A 19847-nucleotide genomic window follows, 5' to 3' on the forward strand; every position below is an offset into this window, starting at 1 on the left:
ATATTTACCTGCATGTGTATCTGGCGTCGCGCCAGATACACTGCAATACAAAGGCCGGCAGGCACGCTCATAAAGGCTCGATAAACTGCGTGGCATTCCCCTTCGATTGAGGTTTGGCCCATGGATCATGTCGATCACATTCTCATCGTCGACGACGACCGCGAGATTCGCGAACTGGTCGGCAATTACCTGAAGAAAAACGGCCTGCGTACTACCGTGGTCGCTGATGGCCGGCAGATGCGCAGTTTTCTCGAAACCAACACGGTCGATCTGATCGTGCTTGATCTGATGATGCCCGGCGACGATGGCTTGGTTCTGTGTCGCGAACTACGCGCAGGCAAACACAAGGCCACGCCGGTGTTGATGCTCACCGCGCGCAACGATGAAACCGACCGCATCGTCGGTTTGGAAATGGGTGCCGACGACTACCTGACCAAACCCTTTGCCGCTCGCGAGTTGCTGGCCCGGATCAACGCCGTGATGCGCCGCACGCGGATGCTGCCGCCGAATCTGATCGTGACTGAAAGCGGTCGGCTGCTGGCGTTCGGTCGCTGGCAGCTTGATACCTCGGCCCGGCATCTGCTCGACAGCGAAGGCACCATGGTTGCCCTCAGCGGCGCGGAATATCGACTGTTGCGGGTATTTCTCGATCATCCGCAACGGGTATTGAGCCGCGATCAATTGCTCAATCTGACTCAGGGTCGTGACGCCGATCTGTTCGACCGCTCCATTGATTTGCTGGTGAGTCGCTTGCGCCAGCGCTTGCTCGACGACGCGCGTGAGCCGGCCTACATCAAAACCGTGCGCAGCGAAGGTTATGTGTTCTCGCTGCCGGTGGAAATTCTCGGTGCGCCGGCATGAGTTTCGCCCTGCGCTGGCCGCGCACCCTGGCTTCGCGAGTGTCGCTGATCTTTTTGATCGGGCTGATCCTGGCGCAGGCGCTGTCGTTCGGCGCGCAGTATTACGAGCGCTATCAAAGCGCGAAAAACACCATGCTCGGCAACCTCGAAACCGACGTGTCGACTTCAATTGCCATACTCGACCGCTTACCCGCCGAAGAACGCCCGGCGTGGCTCAAGCGCCTGGCGCGCAACAACTACGGCTACCTGCTGAGCGAGGGTGAACCGGGTACGCCTATCGGCCCTGGCGATGTGCCCATTGCCGTCACCTCGATCACCGATGCAATTGGTGATGCCTATCCGCTGACCTTTACCGACATCCCCGGCCCGCAAAAGCACTTTCAGGGCCACCTGCGCCTGAGCGATGGCAGCCCGGTGACCATCGACGTGCGCCCGGCGATGGTGCCGCTGTCGCCATGGTTGCCGGTGGTTTTGCTCGGGCAATTGGCGCTGATGCTCGCCTGCACCTGGCTGGCGGTGCGCATCGCCATCCGCCCGCTCACGCGTCTGGCCAACGCAGTGGAAACGCTTGATCCCAACGCCCACCCGATCAATCTCGACGAACAAGGCCCGAGCGAAGTGGCCTACGCCGCCCGCGCCTTCAACGCGATGCAGGCGCGGATTGCTGCGTATCTCAAGGAACGCATGCAACTGCTGGCGGCGATCTCCCATGACCTGCAAACGCCGATCACCCGCATGAAACTGCGCGCCGAGTTCATGGACGACTCGCTGGAAAAGGACAAGCTGTGCGACGACCTTGGCGAGATGGAACATCTGGTGCGCGAGGGCGTGGCCTATGCGCGAAGCATCCACGGTTCGACCGAGGAAAGTCGGCGTACTGATCTGGACTCGTTTCTCGACAGCCTGGTATTCGACTATCAAGACATGGGCAAGGACGTGCAATTGCGCGGCAAAAGTCAGGTGGTGATCGACACCCGCCCACATGCGTTGCGCCGAGTGCTGGTGAATCTGACGGACAACGCGCTGAAATTCGCTGGCGCCGCAGAGCTGCTGGTTGAGCGCAGCCCTGCCGGCCTGTCGGTAAAAGTCTTGGATCGTGGGCCGGGAATTGCCGAAGAAGAACTGGCCCAGGTCATGCAGCCGTTTTACCGCGTGGAAAACTCGCGTAATCGCAGCACGGGCGGCACGGGATTGGGACTGGCGATTGCCCAGCAACTGGCGATGGCCCTCGGTGGATCGTTGAGTTTGAGCAATCGCGAGGGCGGCGGACTGTGTGCTGAACTAAAGCTGAACCTCAACGCCTGAATCGACGAAGATCCCTGTGGGAGCGGGCTTGCCCGCGAAGAGGCCGGAACAGTCAACATCTTCAGCACTTACTTGACGCCATCGCGGGCAAGCCCGCTCCCACAGGATTAAAGAACGGCTAGACTCTGTAGTTACCCAGTCGAGGGGGCCGCAGGCGTCGTGAGCCCTGCCCGTTTCCACGACCACCGCCCGGTGGTGCATGCCTCGACTCCCAACGCCACCGGACTGTGATCCTGTAACAGGAGCGCATGACATGGACGAGGCCCGACTCAACGAATTCATGGGCAAACTGGTCAACGACATGGGCGGCGCAGCGATGCTCGCCAATGTCATCCTCGGCGAAGAACTTGGGCTGTATCGAGCGATGGCCGACAGCCAACCGATCAGTGCCGAATCCCTCGCCGAAAAAACCGCCTGCAATGCCCGGCTGCTGCGCGAATGGCTTAGCGCCCACGCTGCTTCCGGCTACATGGAACACCTCGACGGCAAATTCCGCCTGCCGGAAGAACAAGCGCTGGCCCTGGCCAAAGAAGACTCCTCGGTGTACGTCGCCGCGGGCCTCGGCGTGGTGGCAGCGCTGTTCCACGACAAGGACAAAATGGTCAAAGCCATGCGCGGTAGCGGTGCGCTGGCGTGGGGCGATCACCATCCGTGCATGTTCAGCGGCACCGAACGGTTTTTCCGCCCCGGCTATAAAGGGCATTTGATTGCCGAATGGTTGCCGGCGCTGGACGGTGTCGTGGCGAAACTCGAAGCAGGCGCGAAAGTCGCCGATGTCGGCTGCGGGCACGGTGCGTCCACGGTAATCATGGCGCAGGCTTATCCCAACTCGCAGTTCGTCGGTTTCGATTACCACGAGCCCTCGATCACCGTCGCCACTCAGCGTGCAGAAGAAGGTGGTGTGAGCAGCCGGGCCCGGTTCTTTCAGGGCTCGGCGAAAAATTTTCCCGGCGAGGATTACGACCTGGTGTGCTTCTTCGATTGCCTGCACGACATGGGCGACCCGGTCGGCGCGGCGAAGCATGCTTATGCATCGTTGAAAGATGACGGCACGGTGCTGCTGGTCGAGCCGTTCGCCAACGATACGCTGGATGAAAACATCACCCCGGTCGGACGGTTGTTTTACGCGGCCTCGACGTTTATCTGCACGCCGAACTCGCTGTCGCAGGAAGTCGGCCTGGGTTTGGGCGCACAGGCTGGTGAGGCGCGGTTGCGCAAGGTGTTCAGCGAGGCCGGATTCAGTCAGTTTCGGCGCGCGACGCAGACGCCGTTCAATCTGATTCTGGAGGCGCGCAAATAAAGTCGAGTGCTAATCTGCAGGCACCTCAACGCCTGCGGAGTGCTGCCTGATGCTCGACTCCCTCGACTACGTCCTCGAAGCCATGGCCGGCGGCGACTTTGTGGTGCTGACCGGCGCGGGCATCAGCACCGCGTCGGGTATTCCTGACTACCGCGACAGCGATGGTGTACGCCGTGGCCGGCAGCCGATGATGTATCAGGAATTCCTCTCCGCCCCTGAATCGCGCCGCCGCTATTGGGCGCGGGCAATGCTCGGCTGGCCGCGCGTGCGCGTGGCGCGGCCGAATGCAGCGCACGAGGCTCTGGCGAATCTGCAAAGCCATGGGCGGATCAGCGGTCTGATCACGCAGAACGTCGACACCTTGCACGATCAGGCCGGCAGTCATGATGTGGTCGAGTTGCATGGCAGTCTGCATCGGGTGCTGTGTCTGGATTGCGGAGAGCGCAGCGAGCGTGATGCGATTCAGCAACTGATGGAAGCGCAGAATCCTTACCTGGCCGGGGTCGACGCGGTGCAGGCGCCGGACGGCGATACATTGCTGGATCCTGCGTTTGAAGCGCGGTTTCAGATGCCGCACTGTCCGTATTGCGCAGGCGAGCGGATGAAGCCGGACGTGGTGTTTTTTGGTGAAAACGTGGCCCAGACCACAGCGGCCAAGGCGATGGCTGCGGCGGAGAATGCAGCGGGGATGTTGGTGGTTGGATCGTCGTTGATGGCGTATTCGGCGTTTCGCCTGTGCCGGGTGATTGCGGATCGCGGCAAGCCTTTGATTGCGATCAATCTGGGCAAGACGCGGGCGGATGATTTGCTCGACTTGAAGATTGAGGGTTCATGCGAGCAACTCTTACCCCTCCTGGCCCAACATTTAACCCCCTGAACCCACGACCCGTGTAGGAGCTGCCGCAGGCTGCGATCTTTTGACTTTGAGCTTTAAAAACAACATCAAAAGATCGCAGCCTGCGGCAGCTCCTACACGGGTTGGTGTTCAGCCTTGAGGATGTCGAACAGCGCCTGCGCCGCCGCCGACAATTCATTCCCCGGCTCCGTCAGCACGCCAATCGCCCGCTCCACCACAGGCTCATGCAACGTCAGACACCGCGCGCCTAATTCGCGCATCTGCCCCGCGCACAACGCCGGTACCGCGCTCACGCCCAGGCCACTGGCAACCATCCGCCCGACCGTAGCCAGTTGATGGCTTTCAAATTCCACCGGTAACTTCATCCCTCGCGCCTGCAAGTGTTCTTCCAGCATCACGCGCACAGTCGATGGCCGTTGCAAGGTAATGAAAGGTTGCTGCAACAGCGTTTCCCAGTCGATATCAGTGCGCTCGGCCCACGGTGAATCCTGTGGCACCACTGCGACAAACCGATCCATGTACAGCGGCGTAAAGGTCAGCGAAGTGTTCTGCATCGGCTCGAACGCCACGCCCAGTTCGACCTGACGATCACGCACCATTTCCAGCACCTGCTCGTTGATCACGTCGTTGACCGTCACGCTGACGTTCGGATACAGCGCGCGGAAGGTCTTGAGAATCGGCGGCAGCAGGTTGCCGGCAAACGACGGCATCGCCGCCAGCGTCACGCGCCCGCGTTGCAGGCTGAAGCGCTGGCGCATTTCGTCTTCGGCGTTGTCCCAATCGGCGATCAACCGGCGGGCCAGCGGCAGTAACGCTTCGCCTTCCGGAGTCAGCGCCACGTTGCGCGTGTTGCGGCTGAACAGGCGCCCGCCCAACCCCTCCTCCAGCGCCTTGATGGTCAGACTGAGCGCCGATTGCGACAGGTGCAGACGCTCGCAGGCGACCGCGAAACTCAGGCTCTGAGCCACAGCAAGAAAGGCGCGAATCTGTTTGATGGTCATACCGAAAACACCCCATTTTGTGTCGGAGCTGCCGAAGGCTGCGATCTTTTGACTTTAAAGTTCAAGATCAACAGATCGCAGCCTGCGGCAGCTCCTACAAAAGCTCAATTTCAATTATTGAGCTTTATCAATCAATCAACCGTAAAAATCAACTTAACAAATATATCCACCGGCGCGACACTCCAGTCATTCGGCTAGCCAGCCTACAAACAATAAAAGAGGTGCATATGGCAGGTTTCGACAAGCGCGTGTATTCCTACGAGGAAGCTCTCGCCGGACTTGAAGACGGCATGACCATCATCGCCGGCGGCTTCGGTCTGTGCGGCATTCCGGAAAACCTGATCGCCGAGATCAAGCGCAAAGGCACCCGCGACCTCACCGTCGTCTCCAACAACTGCGGCGTTGATGGCTTCGGCCTCGGCGTACTGCTCACCGACCGCCAGATCAGCAAGGTTGTCGCCTCTTACGTCGGCGAAAACAAATTGTTCGAAGAACAGCTGCTCAGTGGCGAAATCGAAGTCGTCCTGACCCCGCAAGGCACCCTCGCCGAAAAAATGCGCGCGGGCGGCGCCGGCATCCCGGCATTCTTCACCGCCACCGGCGTCGGCACTCCGGTTGCCGATGGCAAGGAAGTGCGTGAATTCAACGGTCGCAAGTACCTGATGGAAGAATCCATCACCGGTGATTTCGCCATCGTCAAAGGCTGGAAAGCCGACCACTTCGGTAACGTCATCTATCGCCACACCGCGCAGAACTTCAATCCGCTGGCCGCCACTGCCGGCAAGATCACCGTGGTCGAAGTCGAAGAAATCGTCGAGCCCGGCGAGCTCGATCCGGCGCACATCCACACGCCCGGCATCTACGTCGACCGGGTCATTTGCGGCACGTTCGAAAAACGCATCGAACAGCGCACCATCCGCAAATAATTCAGGCCTACGGAGAACAACAACATGGCACTTTCCCGCGAACAAATGGCTCAGCGCGTCGCCCGCGAAATGCAGGACGGCTACTACGTGAACCTCGGCATCGGCATTCCGACCCTGGTCGCCAACTACATTCCCGAAGGCATGGAAGTCATGCTGCAATCGGAAAACGGTCTGCTCGGCATGGGTCCTTTTCCGACTGAAGAAACCATCGATGCCGACATGATCAACGCCGGCAAGCAAACCGTGACCGCACGCATCGGCGCTTCGATTTTCTCCTCGGCCGAGTCCTTCGCGATGATTCGTGGCGGCCATGTCGATCTGACCGTGCTCGGCGCCTTCGAAGTGGACGTCGAAGGCAACATTGCGTCGTGGATGATCCCGGGCAAACTGGTCAAGGGCATGGGCGGCGCCATGGATCTGGTGGCGGGTGCCGACAACATCATCGTCATCATGACCCACGCGTCCAAGGACGGTGAGTCGAAACTGCTGCCACGTTGCAGCCTGCCGCTGACCGGCGCCGGGTGCATCAAGCGCGTGCTGACCGATCTCGCCTACCTGGAAATCGAAAATGGCGCTTTTGTCCTCAAAGAACGCGCACCTGGCGTCAGCATCGAGGAAATCGTCGCCAAAACCGCAGGTAAACTGATCGTCCCGGATCACGTACCGGAAATGCAGTTCGCTGCCCAGTGAGGAATTCGCACATGCAAGACGTCGTAATTGTTGCCGCCACGCGCACCGCGATCGGCAGTTTTCAGGGTTCGCTGGCCAGCGTATCCGCGGTAGACCTGGGCGCTGCGGTAATCCGCCAGTTGCTCGAACAAACCGGTCTGGACGGTGCGCAGGTTGATGAAGTGATCATGGGCCAGGTGCTGACTGCCGGCGCTGGCCAGAACCCGGCGCGTCAGTCGGCGATCAAGGCCGGTCTGCCCCACGCGGTGCCGGCCATGACGCTGAACAAGGTCTGCGGTTCGGGTTTGAAAGCTTTGCACTTGGGCGCTCAGGCGATTCGTTGCGGCGACGCTGACGTGATCATCGCCGGCGGCCAGGAAAACATGAGCCTGTCCAACTATGTAATGCCCGGCGCACGCACTGGTCTGCGCATGGGTCACGCACAAATCGTCGACACCATGATCAGCGACGGTCTGTGGGATGCCTTCAACGACTATCACATGGGCATCACTGCCGAGAATCTGGTCGATAAATACCAGATCAGCCGCGAACAGCAAGACGCGTTCGCCGCTGCATCCCAGCAGAAAGCCGCCGCTGCCATCGAGGCCGGGCGTTTTGTCGATGAAATCACTCCGATCCTGATCCCGCAGCGCAAGGGCGATCCGGTTGCGTTCAAGGTTGATGAGCAACCGCGTGGCGAGACCACGGCCGAATCGCTGGCCAAGCTGCGCCCGGCATTCAAGAAGGACGGCAGCGTCACCGCTGGCAATGCTTCGTCGCTGAACGACGGCGCTGCTGCGGTGATCCTGATGAGCGCCGAAAAAGCCAAGGCCCTCGGCCTGCCGGTGCTGGCGAAAATCGCTGCCTACGCCAACGCCGGGGTTGATCCAGCAATCATGGGCATCGGCCCGGTTTCGGCGACTCGCCGCTGCCTGGACAAGGCCGGTTGGTCAATCGAGCAACTTGATCTGATCGAAGCCAACGAAGCCTTCGCTGCGCAATCGCTGGCAGTCGCCAAGGATCTGCATTGGGACATGAACAAGGTCAACGTCAACGGCGGCGCCATCGCCCTCGGCCATCCGATTGGCGCTTCGGGCTGCCGCGTGCTGGTGACGCTGCTGCATGAAATGATCAAACGTGATGCGAAGAAAGGTCTGGCGACCCTGTGCATTGGCGGCGGTCAGGGCGTGGCACTGGCGCTGGAACGCGCGTAAGCAGAAAAGAGCACTACAGACGGCGGGCGGATCCACGACATCCGCCCGCTGCCTGGTTACACATAGCCTCTGTGGCGAGGGGATTTATCCCCGTTCCAGTGCGCAGCACTGGCAAAAATCTTGACTGGCACGCAGATTCTCAGGGCCGCTTCGCAGCCCAACGGGGATGAATCCCCTCGCCACAGTTGGTATTCCAGTCTGTTTCAGCGTGCAGCCTGATTCCAACCCATGCCCAACAGCAGCGGGACTCACTTACCCAACAACTGCCGGCGCAATTCCGGATTGCGCGTGCGCGGATCCAGCCAGATATCGAAGAACGCCCGGGCAAACTTCGGATCATCGATTTCATGCTGCAAGCGCTGACCGACAAAAAACCGCGCGCCCTGCCCCGGTAAATACACTCCGGTGATGCGCGTCCCGGCCTGCACGTCGACGAACGCTTGCTGCATCTGCGTCTGCCACTCGGACAACTGTGCCGGACTCACAGCGGAACCGGCCAGCCGCTTGATCTCATCGACACTCGCCTGCACCAGATCATCGCGGGAAATGTTGCGCTGATAGATCAACTCCAGCGCAAACGGTTGGCCCTCCGCCAGCGGTCGCGTCGTGCTCCACAGTCGCGCGTTGTACACGTCGAAACCGAACACGCTGAACTCCCCGGTGCCGATGATCTGCGCGCCGGGCACCGCTTCCTGCCAATTGGCCGACGCTGGCGAGATCAGCAGCGCTAACAATCCAATGCCGCAGAACTTGCGTAACACCTTCGGCACTTTGTTCATTGCGGCATCAACTCCAGGACGTTCGTTAATCAGAGTTTAGTCGGGTCTGGCCCAAAACTTTGTATACAAGAACTGCATATCCATGCAGCAATCTGCTATTCCCAATGCTAACGTGGCGACCTGCCCCCGACGGAGATACCCGCGTGCTGATCCTCAAACTACTGCTGATTCCCGGATTTCTGCTGCTGATTTCCCTGGCGGGCAAACGTTGGGGGCCAAGCGTAGCCGGGTGGTTGTCGGGGTTGCCAGTAGTGGTCGGGCCGATTCTGTTTTTCCTCGCCATTGAACAGGGCACCGCGTTTGCTGCGCAATCTGCGGTCGCAGCACTGTCGGCCATGTTCGCGATGATCGCGTTCTGCATCACCTACGCGCAAGTCGCGCAGCGAGCGCAGTGGCCATTGGCGCTGGTCAGTTCGCTGGCAGTTTGGGCCACGCTGGCAGTGGTGTTATCGCTTATCCCTGCGTCGCTGCCGTTTTCGATTGCCGCTGCTGCGATTGCGCTACTCGCTGCGCCATATTTGTTTCCAAAGGTGCAACCGGTGGCCAACAGCAAGGCGCCGAAGTCGGACAAATTGATCTGGCGGATGATCGCCGGCGCCGCGTTGACGCTGGCGGTCACCCTGCTTGCCAGCACGGTTGGCGAACGCTGGAGCGGATTGCTTGCGGTGTTCCCGGTGCTTGGCAGCGTGATGGCGGTATTTTCTCAGCAAACCCGTGGGCCGGCATTTACCGCAGCGTTGTTAAGGGCCACAGCGACCGGGATGTATTCGTTTTCGGCGTTTTGTCTGGTGTTGGCGCTGACGGTGCCTAGCCTGGGTTTCGGCGGATTCGGCATCGCTGTCGCGGTCTCTATAGCGATGCTGGGTGTCACCCGGCAGTTGCTGGCCAAACCGGTCGCTGCCCGAGCCTGAGCATGGTCGGACAAACCGCTCTGGAGTGCCGGGTGCGCTCCATGGGATGATCGCCGCCCAAGCGCGACCATCCCACGGAGATTCGAATGTCATTGCTTAGCAAGAAAACCGTTGTCCTGTTGCTGGCAGCGGTGGCCGGTTTCGCCGCCATTAATGCTCAGGCGGCCAAGGCCAAAGAACAGGCACCGACGCAGAAAGTCTCGATGCTTGGTGGCAAGTTCACGTTCGTGCTGCCCAAGGGTTTTAGCGCCGATCCGTTGCCGGCCAGTCCGACCGGCGCCACGGGCACGATGTACACCAACCCGACCACCAAGACTGTGGTGATTGCTGCGGAAAACCAGATTCCCGGCGGCAACAACGTCAAAGACAACGACAGCGAATTCCTCGACGGCACCGTGGCGGATTTCGTCGAAGCCCAGCGCAAGGCACTGCCGGACTTCAACAAGCTCAGCGAGAAAAGCCTGACCCAGAAAGGTAGCGGCTTAGGTATGCGCGAAGTCGACAGCACCGCCACTCAGGGCGGCGGCCAGACCCTCAACACCACACTGATGGCCGGTTCCGGCACGCGCATGGCGCTGGTTCAGGTGATTTCCCGCGCCAGCGACAAGAGCGGTCATGACGCGCTGATCAGAACCATCCTCAAGGACAAGTGATGTTCAAGGGTTGAGCTGCTGCAACCAGGCGTTCAAGTCACGCAATTCGGCCGCACTGATGCTGTGGCCTACGCCCGGATAAGCATGAAATTGCGGCTTGTACGAGAGCTTTTGCAACAGCGCATCGGCTTCGGTGCCAGCGCTGTACGGCACGCGGTCATCCGCCGTGCCGTGGCCGATGAAGATGTTCAGCGGCGGACGCTGTTGCTGGGCCTTGAGCTCTGCCTTGAGCACCGGCAACAGTCGTCCGCTCAAGGCCGCGATCCCGCCGACCACGGCTGGCCGTCGCAGCCCTACCTCGTAGCTCATCATTGCCCCTTGGCTGAAGCCGATCAGGTACACCTTGTCCGGTTGCGCGTGATATTTCTGCGCCGCTGCCGCGATGAACTCGCGCAATTTCTGGCTGCTGAGCTTCAGATCATCGGTTTCGCCGTTGTAGACACCTTCGCCTTTCTTGCGAAACCACTGGAAACGCCCTTCCCCCAGCGACATCGGCGCCTGCACTGACAGGTAGTTGTAATGCTTGGGCAACTGGAATTTCATGCCTATCAGATCCGCTTCGTTACTGCCGTAACCGTGCAGAAAAACCACCAGCGGGCGCGGCTCGGCATCCGGGTGGACCTGCTCCAGGTATTTCAGCGGCAGATCGCCTTGCAGCGTGGTTTGAGCGTGGACGACGGTCGACGCCAGCAGGGTCAACAGGGCAAACATCTTCAACATGAGCGTTCCTTCACGGGGTGCAGGGTTCGGGGCAGAGCCTAACACTGTCCTAAAGTTGCAGCGCCTGGAATGCCGCCATCGCCAGCAGGCTCCACCGGGGGAACTGGGTACATCTCCAAGAGATTGGTCGGCTCGTAGGCCGCCATCGCTGGCAAGTCGAATCGTCGCACCGCAGCTCCCACATTCTTTAATTCGCGTACAACCCATGCGGCGCAGTCGCCCCACTCAACAGGATGAGCGTTAGCTCGGCTGCGGCTTTTGATCTCAAGCGCCCGTCGGCAGGCTGAGTGGAGGGATTGATCCGGGGGTGGGAGCGCAGCGACCGTTCGACGAAGTCGAACACATCGAGAGGAGGTGCAGCGCAGCAAACCGGAGGCGATGCGCCCGGATCAATCCCGCAGCGAAGGAACCCGAGCCACAGCGAGGGCCGAACGTCAGGGAAAAGCCTTTTGGGTTACCTTTTCGGCGTTTGGAAAAGGTGACCCGCCGTCAGGGCGGAACCCTAGGAAGCCGTTACCGCAGCAACGGATATGGACTCAGTCAAAAACAGGTTTGGGGGCTTCCCCCCAAACATAGAATCTCCCACAATTAGATCGCATTCCTCTGTCGGAACGCGATCACTGTGGGAGCTAGCCTGCTAGCGATTGGCACAGTGCAATGGTGTTGCCCGGGATAAATCACGGGCACAAAAAAAGTGGCCTCCGCGTAACGGGGCCACTTTTTTCTATTGCGTATTACTGACCGTAAACGTCGAAGTCAAAATACTTGTCCTGCACTTGCTTGTACTTGCCGTTGGCGCGGATTTCAGTGATGGCGGTGTTGAATTTGTCCGCCAGCTCTTTATCGCCCTTGCGTACAGCAATGCCGGCGCCACCGCCGAAGTACTTGGCGTCTTCGTAGGTCGGGCCAACGAATTCGAAGCCTTTGCCGGCGTCGGTTTTCAGGAAACCGTCGCTCAGGTTGACCGAGTCGGCCAGCATCGCGTCGAGACGACCGGAAGTAATGTCCAGGTTGGCTTCCTGCTGCGAGCCGTAACGCACCAGTTCGATCCCGGCCGGCACCAGCACTTCGGTGGCGTAGCGGTCGTGGGTACTGGCGCGCAACACGCCGACTTTCTTGCCTTTGAGCTCGGTCAGCGGGTCTTTCACGCCGGAGCCGGCCTTCATCACGAAGCGCGCCGGGGTGTGATAGTACTTGATGGTGAAGTCGACGTTTTTCTTGCGGTCGTCGGTGATGGTCATCGAGGACAGGATCGCGTCAATCTTCTTCACTTTCAGCGCCGGGATCAGGCCGTCGAATTCCTGCTCGACCCACGTGCACTTGACCTTCATCTGCTCGCACAGCGCGTCGCCGATGTCGACGTCGAAGCCGGTCAGCTTGCCGTCAGGGGTTTTCATCGAGAATGGCGGGTAACCGGCTTCGATACCGATGCGGATCGGTTTTGCGTCATCAGCCACAGCCGTCAGAGACAACATCGACAGTGCCAGGGCACCGAACATCACTAGCTTTTTCATTTATTACTCCCGTGTGCGGAGACTTTTATTGGCAGCTTTGGATTCAGCGTTCGGTGATGGCTTTTTAGGAGCAAAAACCGAAGTGGTCGGCAGTCTATGGCGGCGCGCACGGGGCAAATTGTTTTTAAGCGACAATTACTTACATAAAATCGGCGACTGACGGGTGGTAGGAAAAGTGTGCGCCAGAGCGGTGCACACGTTGTAGGACAAAGCCCGATTTTGTCTCAGCAATCACATTGGATGGGCGTAAGCGCCGTTTTTGCCTGGGCCACACTCAACTCGAATCCTTCATCCAGCCACCCGGTCACCCCGCCAATCATTTCCTTGACCGGATAGCCCAGCGCCGCCAGTTTCACCGCCGCCTTGTTCGCGCCGTTGCAGTGCGGGCCTGCGCAATAAACCACAAACAATGTACTTTTCGAGTAAGCCGCCAGCCCGTCGGCAGTCAACTCGCGCCCCGGAATATTGATCGCCCCCGGCACATGCCCGCGCTCGAAGGCCAGCGGCCCGCGCACGTCTACCAGCACAAAATCGACTTCGCCCGCCTGCTGGCTGCTGAAGACGTCGGAACAATCGGTTTCGAAGGTCAGACGGTTGCTGAAATGCATCAGGGCAATCGCCGACGGGGCGGCAGGGATTTGGCGAACCAGGCTGGTCATGCGGTGTTGCTCCTACATCTGCTTGGGTGTGAACAGACTTTATCGAGCTGATTCTTGCGGCTACAGTGGCGCACAAGACACTCACTGGGAAGTTTCCGCCAAATGCCTGAATCACCTGGATTGGTCGCCATCCTCGCCTACGACGGTCTCTGTACATTCGAGTTCGGCATCGCCGTGGAGATCTTCGGTCTGGCGCGCCCGGATTTCGATTTCCCTTGGTACGAGCACTCCATCGCCGCGGTCGATCAAGGGCCGATGCGCGCCATGGGCGGCATTCAAATACTCGCGGATGGCGGGCTGGAGCTGTTGGCGCAGGCGCGCACCATCATCATTCCTGGCTGGCGCGATCGCAGTGCTCAAGTGCCGGAAGAATTGCTCGATGCACTGCGACAGGCCCACGCTCGCGGTGCGCGGCTGCTGTCGATCTGCTCAGGCGTGTTTGTACTGGCGGCCAGCGGCCTGCTCGATGGGCATGGCGCGACCACGCACTGGCGCTACACCACGGAACTGGCCGAGCGTTTTCCGGCGATCGCGGTCGATCCGGATGTGCTGTATGTCGACTCCGGCCAGTTGATTACTTCGGCGGGCAGCGCGGCGGGCATCGACGCCTGCCTGCATTTGGTCGCGCGGGACTTCGGCACTCAGGTCGCCAATTGCGTGGCACGGCGGCTGGTGATGTCGCCGCAACGCAGCGGCGGTCAGGCGCAATTCATTCCCACCCCGGTCAGCCCGACGCCGCGTAGCGATCTGTCGCGGGTGATGCAATGGGCACGCGAGCGTTTGCATGAACCGCTGGAAGTGCGCGATCTGGCCAGTGAAGCGGCGATGAGCGAGCGCACGTTTTTGCGCAGGTTCTCCGAGGCTAGCGGCCAATCGCCGAAAGCCTGGCTGCAACATGAACGACTGGCCCGCGCGCGTGAGTTACTCGAAAGCACGCAACACAACACCGAACAGATTGCCGAACGCTGCGGCTATCGTTCAGTGGAAAGTTTCCGCGTGGCGTTTCGCAGCGTGGTCGGCGTGCCGCCGTCGGTGTATCGCGAGCGGTTTGGGCACAAGGTCAAAGCGATTTCCTGAGCTGAATTTCAGTACGCCATCGCTGGCAAGCCAGCTCCCACAGTGTCCGTGTCGTACACAAAACCTGTGACCACTACAAAACCTGTGGGAGCTGCGGTGCGACGATTCGACTTGCCAACGATAGGGCCGGCACAGCCGACATAAACCTCAAGGCTTGCGCAGCAAATAGGTGTCCATGATCCAGCCATGCTCGGCCCGCGCAGCCTTGCGCACCCGCTCGATCTCATCCGCGACATCCTTGAGCTTGCCGCTGATGAGGATTTCATCCGGCGTGCCCAGGTAGGCGCCCCAGTAAATCTGCGTCTCGCGATCCGCCACTTGTTGGTAGGAATCTTCAGCATCGAGCATCACCACCAGGCTGTCGGTGTCACTCACCTGCCCCGCCGCCAAGCGCCGTCCGGTGCTGATTTCGATCGAGCGGCCAATGGTGTTCAACGGCACTTTGTGTTGCGCCGCCAACGCCTGAACGCTGGTGATGCCGGGGATCACTTCGAACTCGAAGGCACAGCGGCCCGAGGCCAGAATCGCCTGAAGAATGCGCACCGTGCTGTCGTACAACGCCGGGTCGCCCCACACCAGAAAACCGCCGCACTCGGCGTCAGACAATTCGTCATTGATCAGCCGCTCGAAGGTCTGTTGCTTGGCGCGGTTCAGATCATCGACGCTGGCGCTGTAGTCCACATCGCCGCGCTCGCGCTCCGGGCTGTGGGCTTCGGCGAAGCGGTACGTGGGATTTGTGATGTATTGCTCGCAGATGTCACGACGCAGGTCGATCAGTTTGTCTTTGCTCTGGCCCTTGTCCATGAGAAAGAACACGTCCACGCGGTTCAGCGCCTTGACTGCCTGCATGGTGATGTAGTCCGGGTTGCCCGCGCCAATGCCGATGACCAGCAATCGCTTCATGAATCCGCTCCTTGAAGGTCGATACCCGGCAAGCGTAGCCGCCAGCGCCCGGTAAAACTCAGTTCGACCGCGGCCAATGGCTCGACGTCGATGCAATTCGCCGCGCGGCCCTGCATGACTTGCATCAGCGCAGCGCGAATCACGAACGGATGAGTGATCGCCACAATATGTCCCGGCGTGTCTTGCAGGGATGCCAGCCACACGGCCACGCGCGCGCCGAGTTGCGCGACAGACTCACCGCCATGCGGAGCGGCGTGCGGATCGTCGATCCAGGCCTGCAGCTCTTCAGGCTCCTGACGCTGTAAATCCTTGATCGACTGACCATGCCAGCGTCCCCAGGCGCAATCGCGCAGTGCCTCATCTATCTGCGCATCGGTGCCGAAGTATTCGGCGGTCTGGCGAGTGCGCAATTCCGGGCCGCAGATCAGACGTGAACGCTTGTCGAACCGGGGCGCCAACGAGTAGGACGCCAACCCGACATTTTCAACAGGCTCATCTGTAGGAAAACACGCCAGTTTCTGTGCGACGGTTCGAGCGTGGCAAATCAGAGTCAAACGGGTGGCCAGCACGGTAAGGCACTCGGTTGGAGAAGTCGGTAAGACGCATTTGGGCAGCCATTGTGCCGTAATCCGCGGCACCCAGGGCATCACGGTGAAGCGTTCAACAGCAAAGAAGCGGAGATATCTGACACCGCAATGGGCGATGGACTACAACCACGATCGACATCCATGTAACCCCTGCTACACAGGCGTCTTACACGATTTAAAAGCTCAAACGTATCGGTTAAAAATTCACTAGACATGTAGCGTCAGTTACATAAATACTGTTTTAACGGATTATGAAGCAGATTCAACATCCCCCCATCCAGCAGGAGCCCGGATGCCCCCTCTTAGAGACCTGATCACCGACCCCGGCCTGGAATTGACGCCGTCGGAGCGCAAAGTCGTTCGCGCCTTGCTCGATCAGTACCCGCGCAATGGCCTCGGGCCAATGGCACGTCTGGCCGAACATGCTGGCGTCAGCGATCCGACCATCGTACGACTGGTGAAGAAACTCGGTTTCGGTGGCTATGCCGAATTCCAGGACGCGCTGCTCAGCGACATGGATCATCGCCTGCGCTCGCCGCGCACCCTGTTACAACCGCGTTCGCACCAGAACAAGGACGATGCGTGGAGCCATTATCTGGCCGACAGTCAGCGCCAGTTAGGTGAAACCCAATCGCTGACGCAACCCGAAGATGTGCGCATCCTCACCGACTGGCTGCTCGACACGCGGCATCAGGTGTACTGCTTTGGCGGGCGTTTCAGCAGCCTGATGGCGACTTACCTGCTCAATCACCTGCGCCTGCTGCGACCCGGTTGCTTTGCGCTGGAAGACAACCCGCAACTGCCGGATCGCCTGTTCGACCTGCAACGTCAGGACGTGGTGATGGTGTTCGACTATCGCCGCTACCAGACCCAGGCCCTGCGCGTGGCCAGCGCCGCGAAGAACAGCAACGCCCGCGTCGTGCTATTCACTGACATCTATGCCTCGCCGCTGCGTGAAATGGCCGACCTGATCATCAGCGCCCCGGTGGAATCGGCGTCGCCGTTCGACACCATGGTCCCGGCGCTGGCTCAGGTCGAAGCGTTGATCGCTTGCCTGACGTTGCGCAGCCCGGATCTGGCCGATCGCCTGGAAGGCATCGACGCCTTGCGCAACGACTTCAACACTCACTTGCTGGAGGATAAATAAGGATGTTCAGCCTTCCCCACCGTTCGCCACGGGACCTGCCGTTTGTCACCGGGCACACCGCGCTGTTGCTGGTGGACATGCAGCGTGCGTGGCTCGAGCCGCAGTTCGACCCGCACCTCGACGAGCCGGACGCCGCGTACTTCCTCAATCGAACCCGCACGCAAGTGGTGCCCAATCAAGTGCGCCTGCTTAACGCTTTCCGCAATGCGCGGCAAAACGTATTGCACACGCTGATCGAAAGCCTGACCGCTGACGGCCGCGACCGCTCGCTCGATCACAAACTGTCGGACATGCACTTGCCCAAGGGCAGTCCGCAGGCGCAGGTCATTGCCGAGCTGACCCCGGCGGAAAATGAAATCGTCCTGCCGAAGACTTCCTCCGGTGTTTTCAACTCGACCAGCATTGATTACGTGCTGCGCAACCTCGAAACCCGGCATCTGATCATCGCCGGCATCGTCACTGACCAATGCGTGGACATGGCCGTGCGCGACGCCGCCGACCGTGGCTATCTGGTGACGCTGGTGGCCGACGCCTGCGCGACCTACACCGAGGCGCGACATGACGCGTGCCTGAACGCGATCAAGGGTTACTGCTGGATCACTGACACCGACAGCGTGCTCGGCCGTTTGCAGGAGATGCAGCCATGAGCGAGCGCCTGACGCCGTTGCCGATGACCACCATCGTCACCACCGACCTGATCGGTATCACCCGTGGTCGCTCGTTTCCCACCGATGAGTTGGAGCATTATCAGGCTGCCGGTTGCGGCTGGGTGCCGGCCAACAGCGCGTTGACGCCGCAGGATGTCATCGCCTCGACCAACCCGTGGGGCGCTTATGGTGATCTGCGGCTGATTCCCGATCTGGCCAGCCGTGTGACCGTCGGCAATGGCCCGGACGCCTCGGCGCCAGCGCTGGATTTCATCCATGGCGACATCCGCGAGACCGATGGCCGGCCGTGGGGCGCCTGTCCGCGCACGTTGTTGCGCGATGAAATCGAGCGTTATCGCGATCAACTCGGCTTGCAGGTCAACGCCGCGTTCGAACACGAATTCAATCTGCATGCAGGCTTTGCCGAGCACTTGGCGTTCTCGCTTGAAGCGCAGCGTCAAGGTGCGGAATTCGGTGGCTGGCTGCTTAGCGCGCTGCGTGCTGGCGGGGTCGAGCCGGAAATGTTCCTGCCGGAATATGGCAAGCATCAATACGAAATCACCTGCCGCCCGACCTTTGGCGTGGCGGCGGCGGATCGTGCCGTCAACGTGCGCGAGATCACCCGCGAGATCGCCCGGCAGATGGGACTCGATCTGAGCTTCGCGCCGAAAACCTCCGCCGACGCAGTGTGCAACGGCGTGCACCTGCACGTCAGCCTGCTCGATCTGGGCGGTCAGCCGATTTTGTACGACGCGGGCACCAGCAATGGCCTGTCGACCCTCGGCCAGCACTGGGCCGCCGGCGTGCTGCATTACTTGCCGGCGCTGTGTGCATTTACCGCGCCGACCCCGGTTTCGTACGAGCGCTTGCAGCCGCATCACTGGAGCGCATCCTACGCGTGCCTCGGGCAGCAAAACCGTGAAGCGGCGCTGCGCATCTGTCCGACCGTGAGCCTGGGCAGCAAATCCGTGGCGGCGCAGTACAACCTGGAATTTCGCGCGATGGACGCGACGGCCTCGCCGCATCTGGCGATGGCTGCGCTGTTGATCGCCGGGCGTCTGGGCATCGAACAGCGTCTGGCACTGAACGCGATCACCGATGAAATCCCCGACTCACTCAACAACGAACAACGCAAGGCGCGGGGCATCGTCGCCCTGCCCGCCTCACTGGCGCAGGCGCTGGATTGCCTGCGTCGCAACGAAGCGCTGATTGCAGCGCTGCCCGCCGCGTTGCTCGACACCTTTTTCGCCCTTAAAACCGAGGAACTGGCGCTGACGGAACAGCTCTCGCCCGCTGACTTGTGTGAGCACTATGCACGCCTGTACTGAATCCGCCGAGCTTGGGTTGTACACCCGACCGGTTTACAACCTGAGCCACGAAGACTCGACGCACCCGCTGATTCTGGTGTGCGAGCACGCCAGCCGTTACATCCCCGAAGCCCTGAACAATCTGGGCCTGGACGAGGCTGCCGCGCGTGAACACATTGCCTGGGATATCGGCGCGCGGGAACTGGCCGAGCAACTGTCGGAACAACTCGGCGCCACCCTGTTGAGCGCCAACTATTCACGACTGTTGATCGACCTCAATCGCCCACGGCATGCCCCGGACAGCATCCCGGCGCAGAGCGAGATTTATCAGGTGCCGGGCAACCGCGAGCTGGACGAAGCCACGCGCGAATACCGCCGCCAAACGCTGTTCAAGCCGTTTCACACGCGCCTGCAACAGCTGATCGATGCGCGCCTGGCCGAGGGCCGGCCGGTGCGTGTGGTAGGAATTCACAGTTTCACCCCGATTTATTACGGCCAGCCGCGCGAACTGGAAGCCGGCGTGTTGTTCGGTCAGGCCAAAGAATATGCCCGGCGCATTCTCGACGGCCTCGGCCAGCAGCCGCTGAAAGTCGCCGGAAATCAGCCGTACAAGATCGACCCGCTGGCCGACATGACCGTGCCGGTGCACGGCGATGCCCGGGGTCTGCCATCGGTGCTGATCGAGGTGCGCAACGATCTGCTGCGCAGCCCCGAGGCGGTGTCGCGCTGGGCCAGTTATCTCGCTCCACTGCTGTAAAGAAACAATGCTGACGCGGTAAACGATGGATCGATAGAACAACTAAAACGACCGA

Annotated in this window: 21 protein-coding genes; 14 read left to right on the top strand and 7 right to left on the bottom strand. The window is 60.4% G+C overall.

The annotated features are described in order from the left end of the window. The first annotated feature begins 120 nt into the window (after positions 1 to 120). From ACOI8A_RS02720 to ACOI8A_RS02735, 4 genes are all read left to right on the top strand, one after another. Entirely contained in the window at positions 121 to 861 is a 741-nt protein-coding gene (locus ACOI8A_RS02720) for a response regulator (RefSeq protein WP_420649484.1), read from the top strand. Further along, entirely contained in the window at positions 858 to 2165 is a 1308-nt protein-coding gene (locus ACOI8A_RS02725; RefSeq protein ID WP_420649485.1) for an ATP-binding protein, read from the top strand. Before ACOI8A_RS02720 ends, ACOI8A_RS02725 begins: the two co-directional genes overlap by 4 nt. Before the next feature lie 253 nt (positions 2166 to 2418). Beyond that, positions 2419 to 3465 carry a class I SAM-dependent methyltransferase gene (locus ACOI8A_RS02730; RefSeq protein WP_420649486.1) on the top strand — a complete coding sequence of 349 codons (1047 nt, stop codon included), beginning with the start codon at positions 2419 to 2421 and terminating at the stop codon, positions 3463 to 3465. A 49-nt stretch (positions 3466 to 3514) separates the two neighbouring features. After that, positions 3515 to 4342, top strand: a complete 828-nt coding sequence (locus tag ACOI8A_RS02735; protein ID WP_420649487.1) for an NAD-dependent protein deacetylase — start codon at positions 3515 to 3517, stop codon at positions 4340 to 4342. 92 nt (positions 4343 to 4434) lie between these two features. Here the strand turns inward: ACOI8A_RS02735 and ACOI8A_RS02740 are convergent, their stop codons facing one another. Beyond that, a complete protein-coding gene (locus ACOI8A_RS02740; RefSeq protein WP_420649488.1) occupies positions 4435 to 5322 on the bottom strand; it encodes a LysR substrate-binding domain-containing protein in 888 nt (295 codons plus the stop codon). Positions 5323 to 5549: 227 nt separating this feature from the next. Between ACOI8A_RS02740 and ACOI8A_RS02745 the strand changes: the two genes are divergently transcribed. From ACOI8A_RS02745 to ACOI8A_RS02755, 3 genes are read left to right on the top strand one after another with little or no spacing between them, the layout of a single operon-like run. Further along, positions 5550 to 6248, top strand: coding sequence for a CoA transferase subunit A (locus tag ACOI8A_RS02745; RefSeq protein ID WP_420649489.1), 699 nt, complete (start codon positions 5550 to 5552; stop codon positions 6246 to 6248). Between the two features lie 24 nt (positions 6249 to 6272). Further along, on the top strand, positions 6273 to 6938 hold the full coding sequence (locus ACOI8A_RS02750; RefSeq protein WP_420649490.1) for a CoA transferase subunit B: 666 nt from the start codon (positions 6273 to 6275) through the stop codon (positions 6936 to 6938). 11 nt (positions 6939 to 6949) lie between these two features. Next, complete coding sequence (locus ACOI8A_RS02755) at positions 6950 to 8131, top strand: acetyl-CoA C-acetyltransferase (protein ID WP_420649491.1); 1182 nt, start codon at positions 6950 to 6952, stop codon at positions 8129 to 8131. Positions 8132 to 8379: 248 nt separating this feature from the next. Here ACOI8A_RS02755 and ACOI8A_RS02760 read toward each other — a convergent pair whose 3' ends face one another. Next, positions 8380 to 8910, bottom strand: coding sequence for a chalcone isomerase family protein (locus ACOI8A_RS02760; RefSeq protein WP_420649492.1), 531 nt, complete (start codon positions 8908 to 8910; stop codon positions 8380 to 8382). Between the two features lie 143 nt (positions 8911 to 9053). Between ACOI8A_RS02760 and ACOI8A_RS02765 the strand changes: the two genes are divergently transcribed. Both ACOI8A_RS02765 and ACOI8A_RS02770 read left to right on the top strand, forming a co-directional pair. Further along, positions 9054 to 9821, top strand: coding sequence for a hypothetical protein (locus ACOI8A_RS02765; protein WP_420649493.1), 768 nt, complete (start codon positions 9054 to 9056; stop codon positions 9819 to 9821). Positions 9822 to 9907: 86 nt separating this feature from the next. Beyond that, positions 9908 to 10474 (top strand): hypothetical protein, encoded by a 567-nt coding sequence (locus ACOI8A_RS02770; protein WP_420649494.1) that lies wholly within the window; start codon positions 9908 to 9910, stop codon positions 10472 to 10474. 3 nt (positions 10475 to 10477) lie between these two features. Here the strand turns inward: ACOI8A_RS02770 and ACOI8A_RS02775 are convergent, their stop codons facing one another. From ACOI8A_RS02775 to ACOI8A_RS02785, 3 genes are all read right to left on the bottom strand, one after another. Continuing rightward, positions 10478 to 11194, bottom strand: coding sequence for an alpha/beta hydrolase (locus tag ACOI8A_RS02775; RefSeq protein ID WP_420649495.1), 717 nt, complete (start codon positions 11192 to 11194; stop codon positions 10478 to 10480). Between the two features lie 734 nt (positions 11195 to 11928). Continuing rightward, entirely contained in the window at positions 11929 to 12708 is a 780-nt protein-coding gene (locus tag ACOI8A_RS02780) for an ABC transporter substrate-binding protein (RefSeq protein ID WP_420649496.1), read from the bottom strand. A gap of 224 nt (positions 12709 to 12932) precedes the next feature. Beyond that, positions 12933 to 13367 (bottom strand): rhodanese-like domain-containing protein, encoded by a 435-nt coding sequence (locus tag ACOI8A_RS02785; RefSeq protein ID WP_420649497.1) that lies wholly within the window; start codon positions 13365 to 13367, stop codon positions 12933 to 12935. Between the two features lie 102 nt (positions 13368 to 13469). Between ACOI8A_RS02785 and ftrA the strand changes: the two genes are divergently transcribed. After that, positions 13470 to 14444, top strand: coding sequence for a transcriptional regulator FtrA (gene ftrA, locus ACOI8A_RS02790; protein ID WP_420649498.1), 975 nt, complete (start codon positions 13470 to 13472; stop codon positions 14442 to 14444). A gap of 147 nt (positions 14445 to 14591) precedes the next feature. Here the strand turns inward: ftrA and cobF are convergent, their stop codons facing one another. Together cobF and ACOI8A_RS02800 are read right to left on the bottom strand one after the other, a co-directional pair. Continuing rightward, positions 14592 to 15347: a precorrin-6A synthase (deacetylating) gene (gene cobF, locus ACOI8A_RS02795; protein WP_420649499.1), complete on the bottom strand. Its 756-nt coding sequence runs from the start codon at positions 15345 to 15347 to the stop codon at positions 14592 to 14594. Next, the gene (locus ACOI8A_RS02800; protein ID WP_420649500.1) at positions 15344 to 15916 is read right to left on the bottom strand and encodes a histidine phosphatase family protein; all 573 of its coding nucleotides are present in this window, start codon (positions 15914 to 15916) and stop codon (positions 15344 to 15346) included. The genes cobF and ACOI8A_RS02800 overlap by 4 nt, the downstream gene beginning before the upstream one ends. Before the next feature lie 310 nt (positions 15917 to 16226). Between ACOI8A_RS02800 and ACOI8A_RS02805 the strand changes: the two genes are divergently transcribed. The 4 genes from ACOI8A_RS02805 to ACOI8A_RS02820 are packed head-to-tail and all read left to right on the top strand — an operon-like array spanning position 16227 to position 19792. Beyond that, positions 16227 to 17081, top strand: a complete 855-nt coding sequence (locus ACOI8A_RS02805) for a MurR/RpiR family transcriptional regulator (protein WP_420649501.1) — start codon at positions 16227 to 16229, stop codon at positions 17079 to 17081. Positions 17082 to 17083: 2 nt separating this feature from the next. After that, on the top strand, positions 17084 to 17728 hold the full coding sequence (locus tag ACOI8A_RS02810) for an isochorismatase family cysteine hydrolase (protein ID WP_420649502.1): 645 nt from the start codon (positions 17084 to 17086) through the stop codon (positions 17726 to 17728). After that, positions 17725 to 19056, top strand: a complete 1332-nt coding sequence (locus ACOI8A_RS02815; RefSeq protein ID WP_420649503.1) for a glutamine synthetase — start codon at positions 17725 to 17727, stop codon at positions 19054 to 19056. The genes ACOI8A_RS02810 and ACOI8A_RS02815 overlap by 4 nt, the downstream gene beginning before the upstream one ends. Continuing rightward, positions 19040 to 19792 (top strand): N-formylglutamate amidohydrolase, encoded by a 753-nt coding sequence (locus ACOI8A_RS02820; protein WP_420649504.1) that lies wholly within the window; start codon positions 19040 to 19042, stop codon positions 19790 to 19792. Before ACOI8A_RS02815 ends, ACOI8A_RS02820 begins: the two co-directional genes overlap by 17 nt. The last annotated feature ends 55 nt before the right edge of the window (positions 19793 to 19847 follow it).

Origin of the sequence: Pseudomonas sp. P4795, from assembly GCF_048822895.1 — a bacterium.
In the GTDB taxonomy this organism is placed as follows: domain Bacteria; phylum Pseudomonadota; class Gammaproteobacteria; order Pseudomonadales; family Pseudomonadaceae; genus Aquipseudomonas.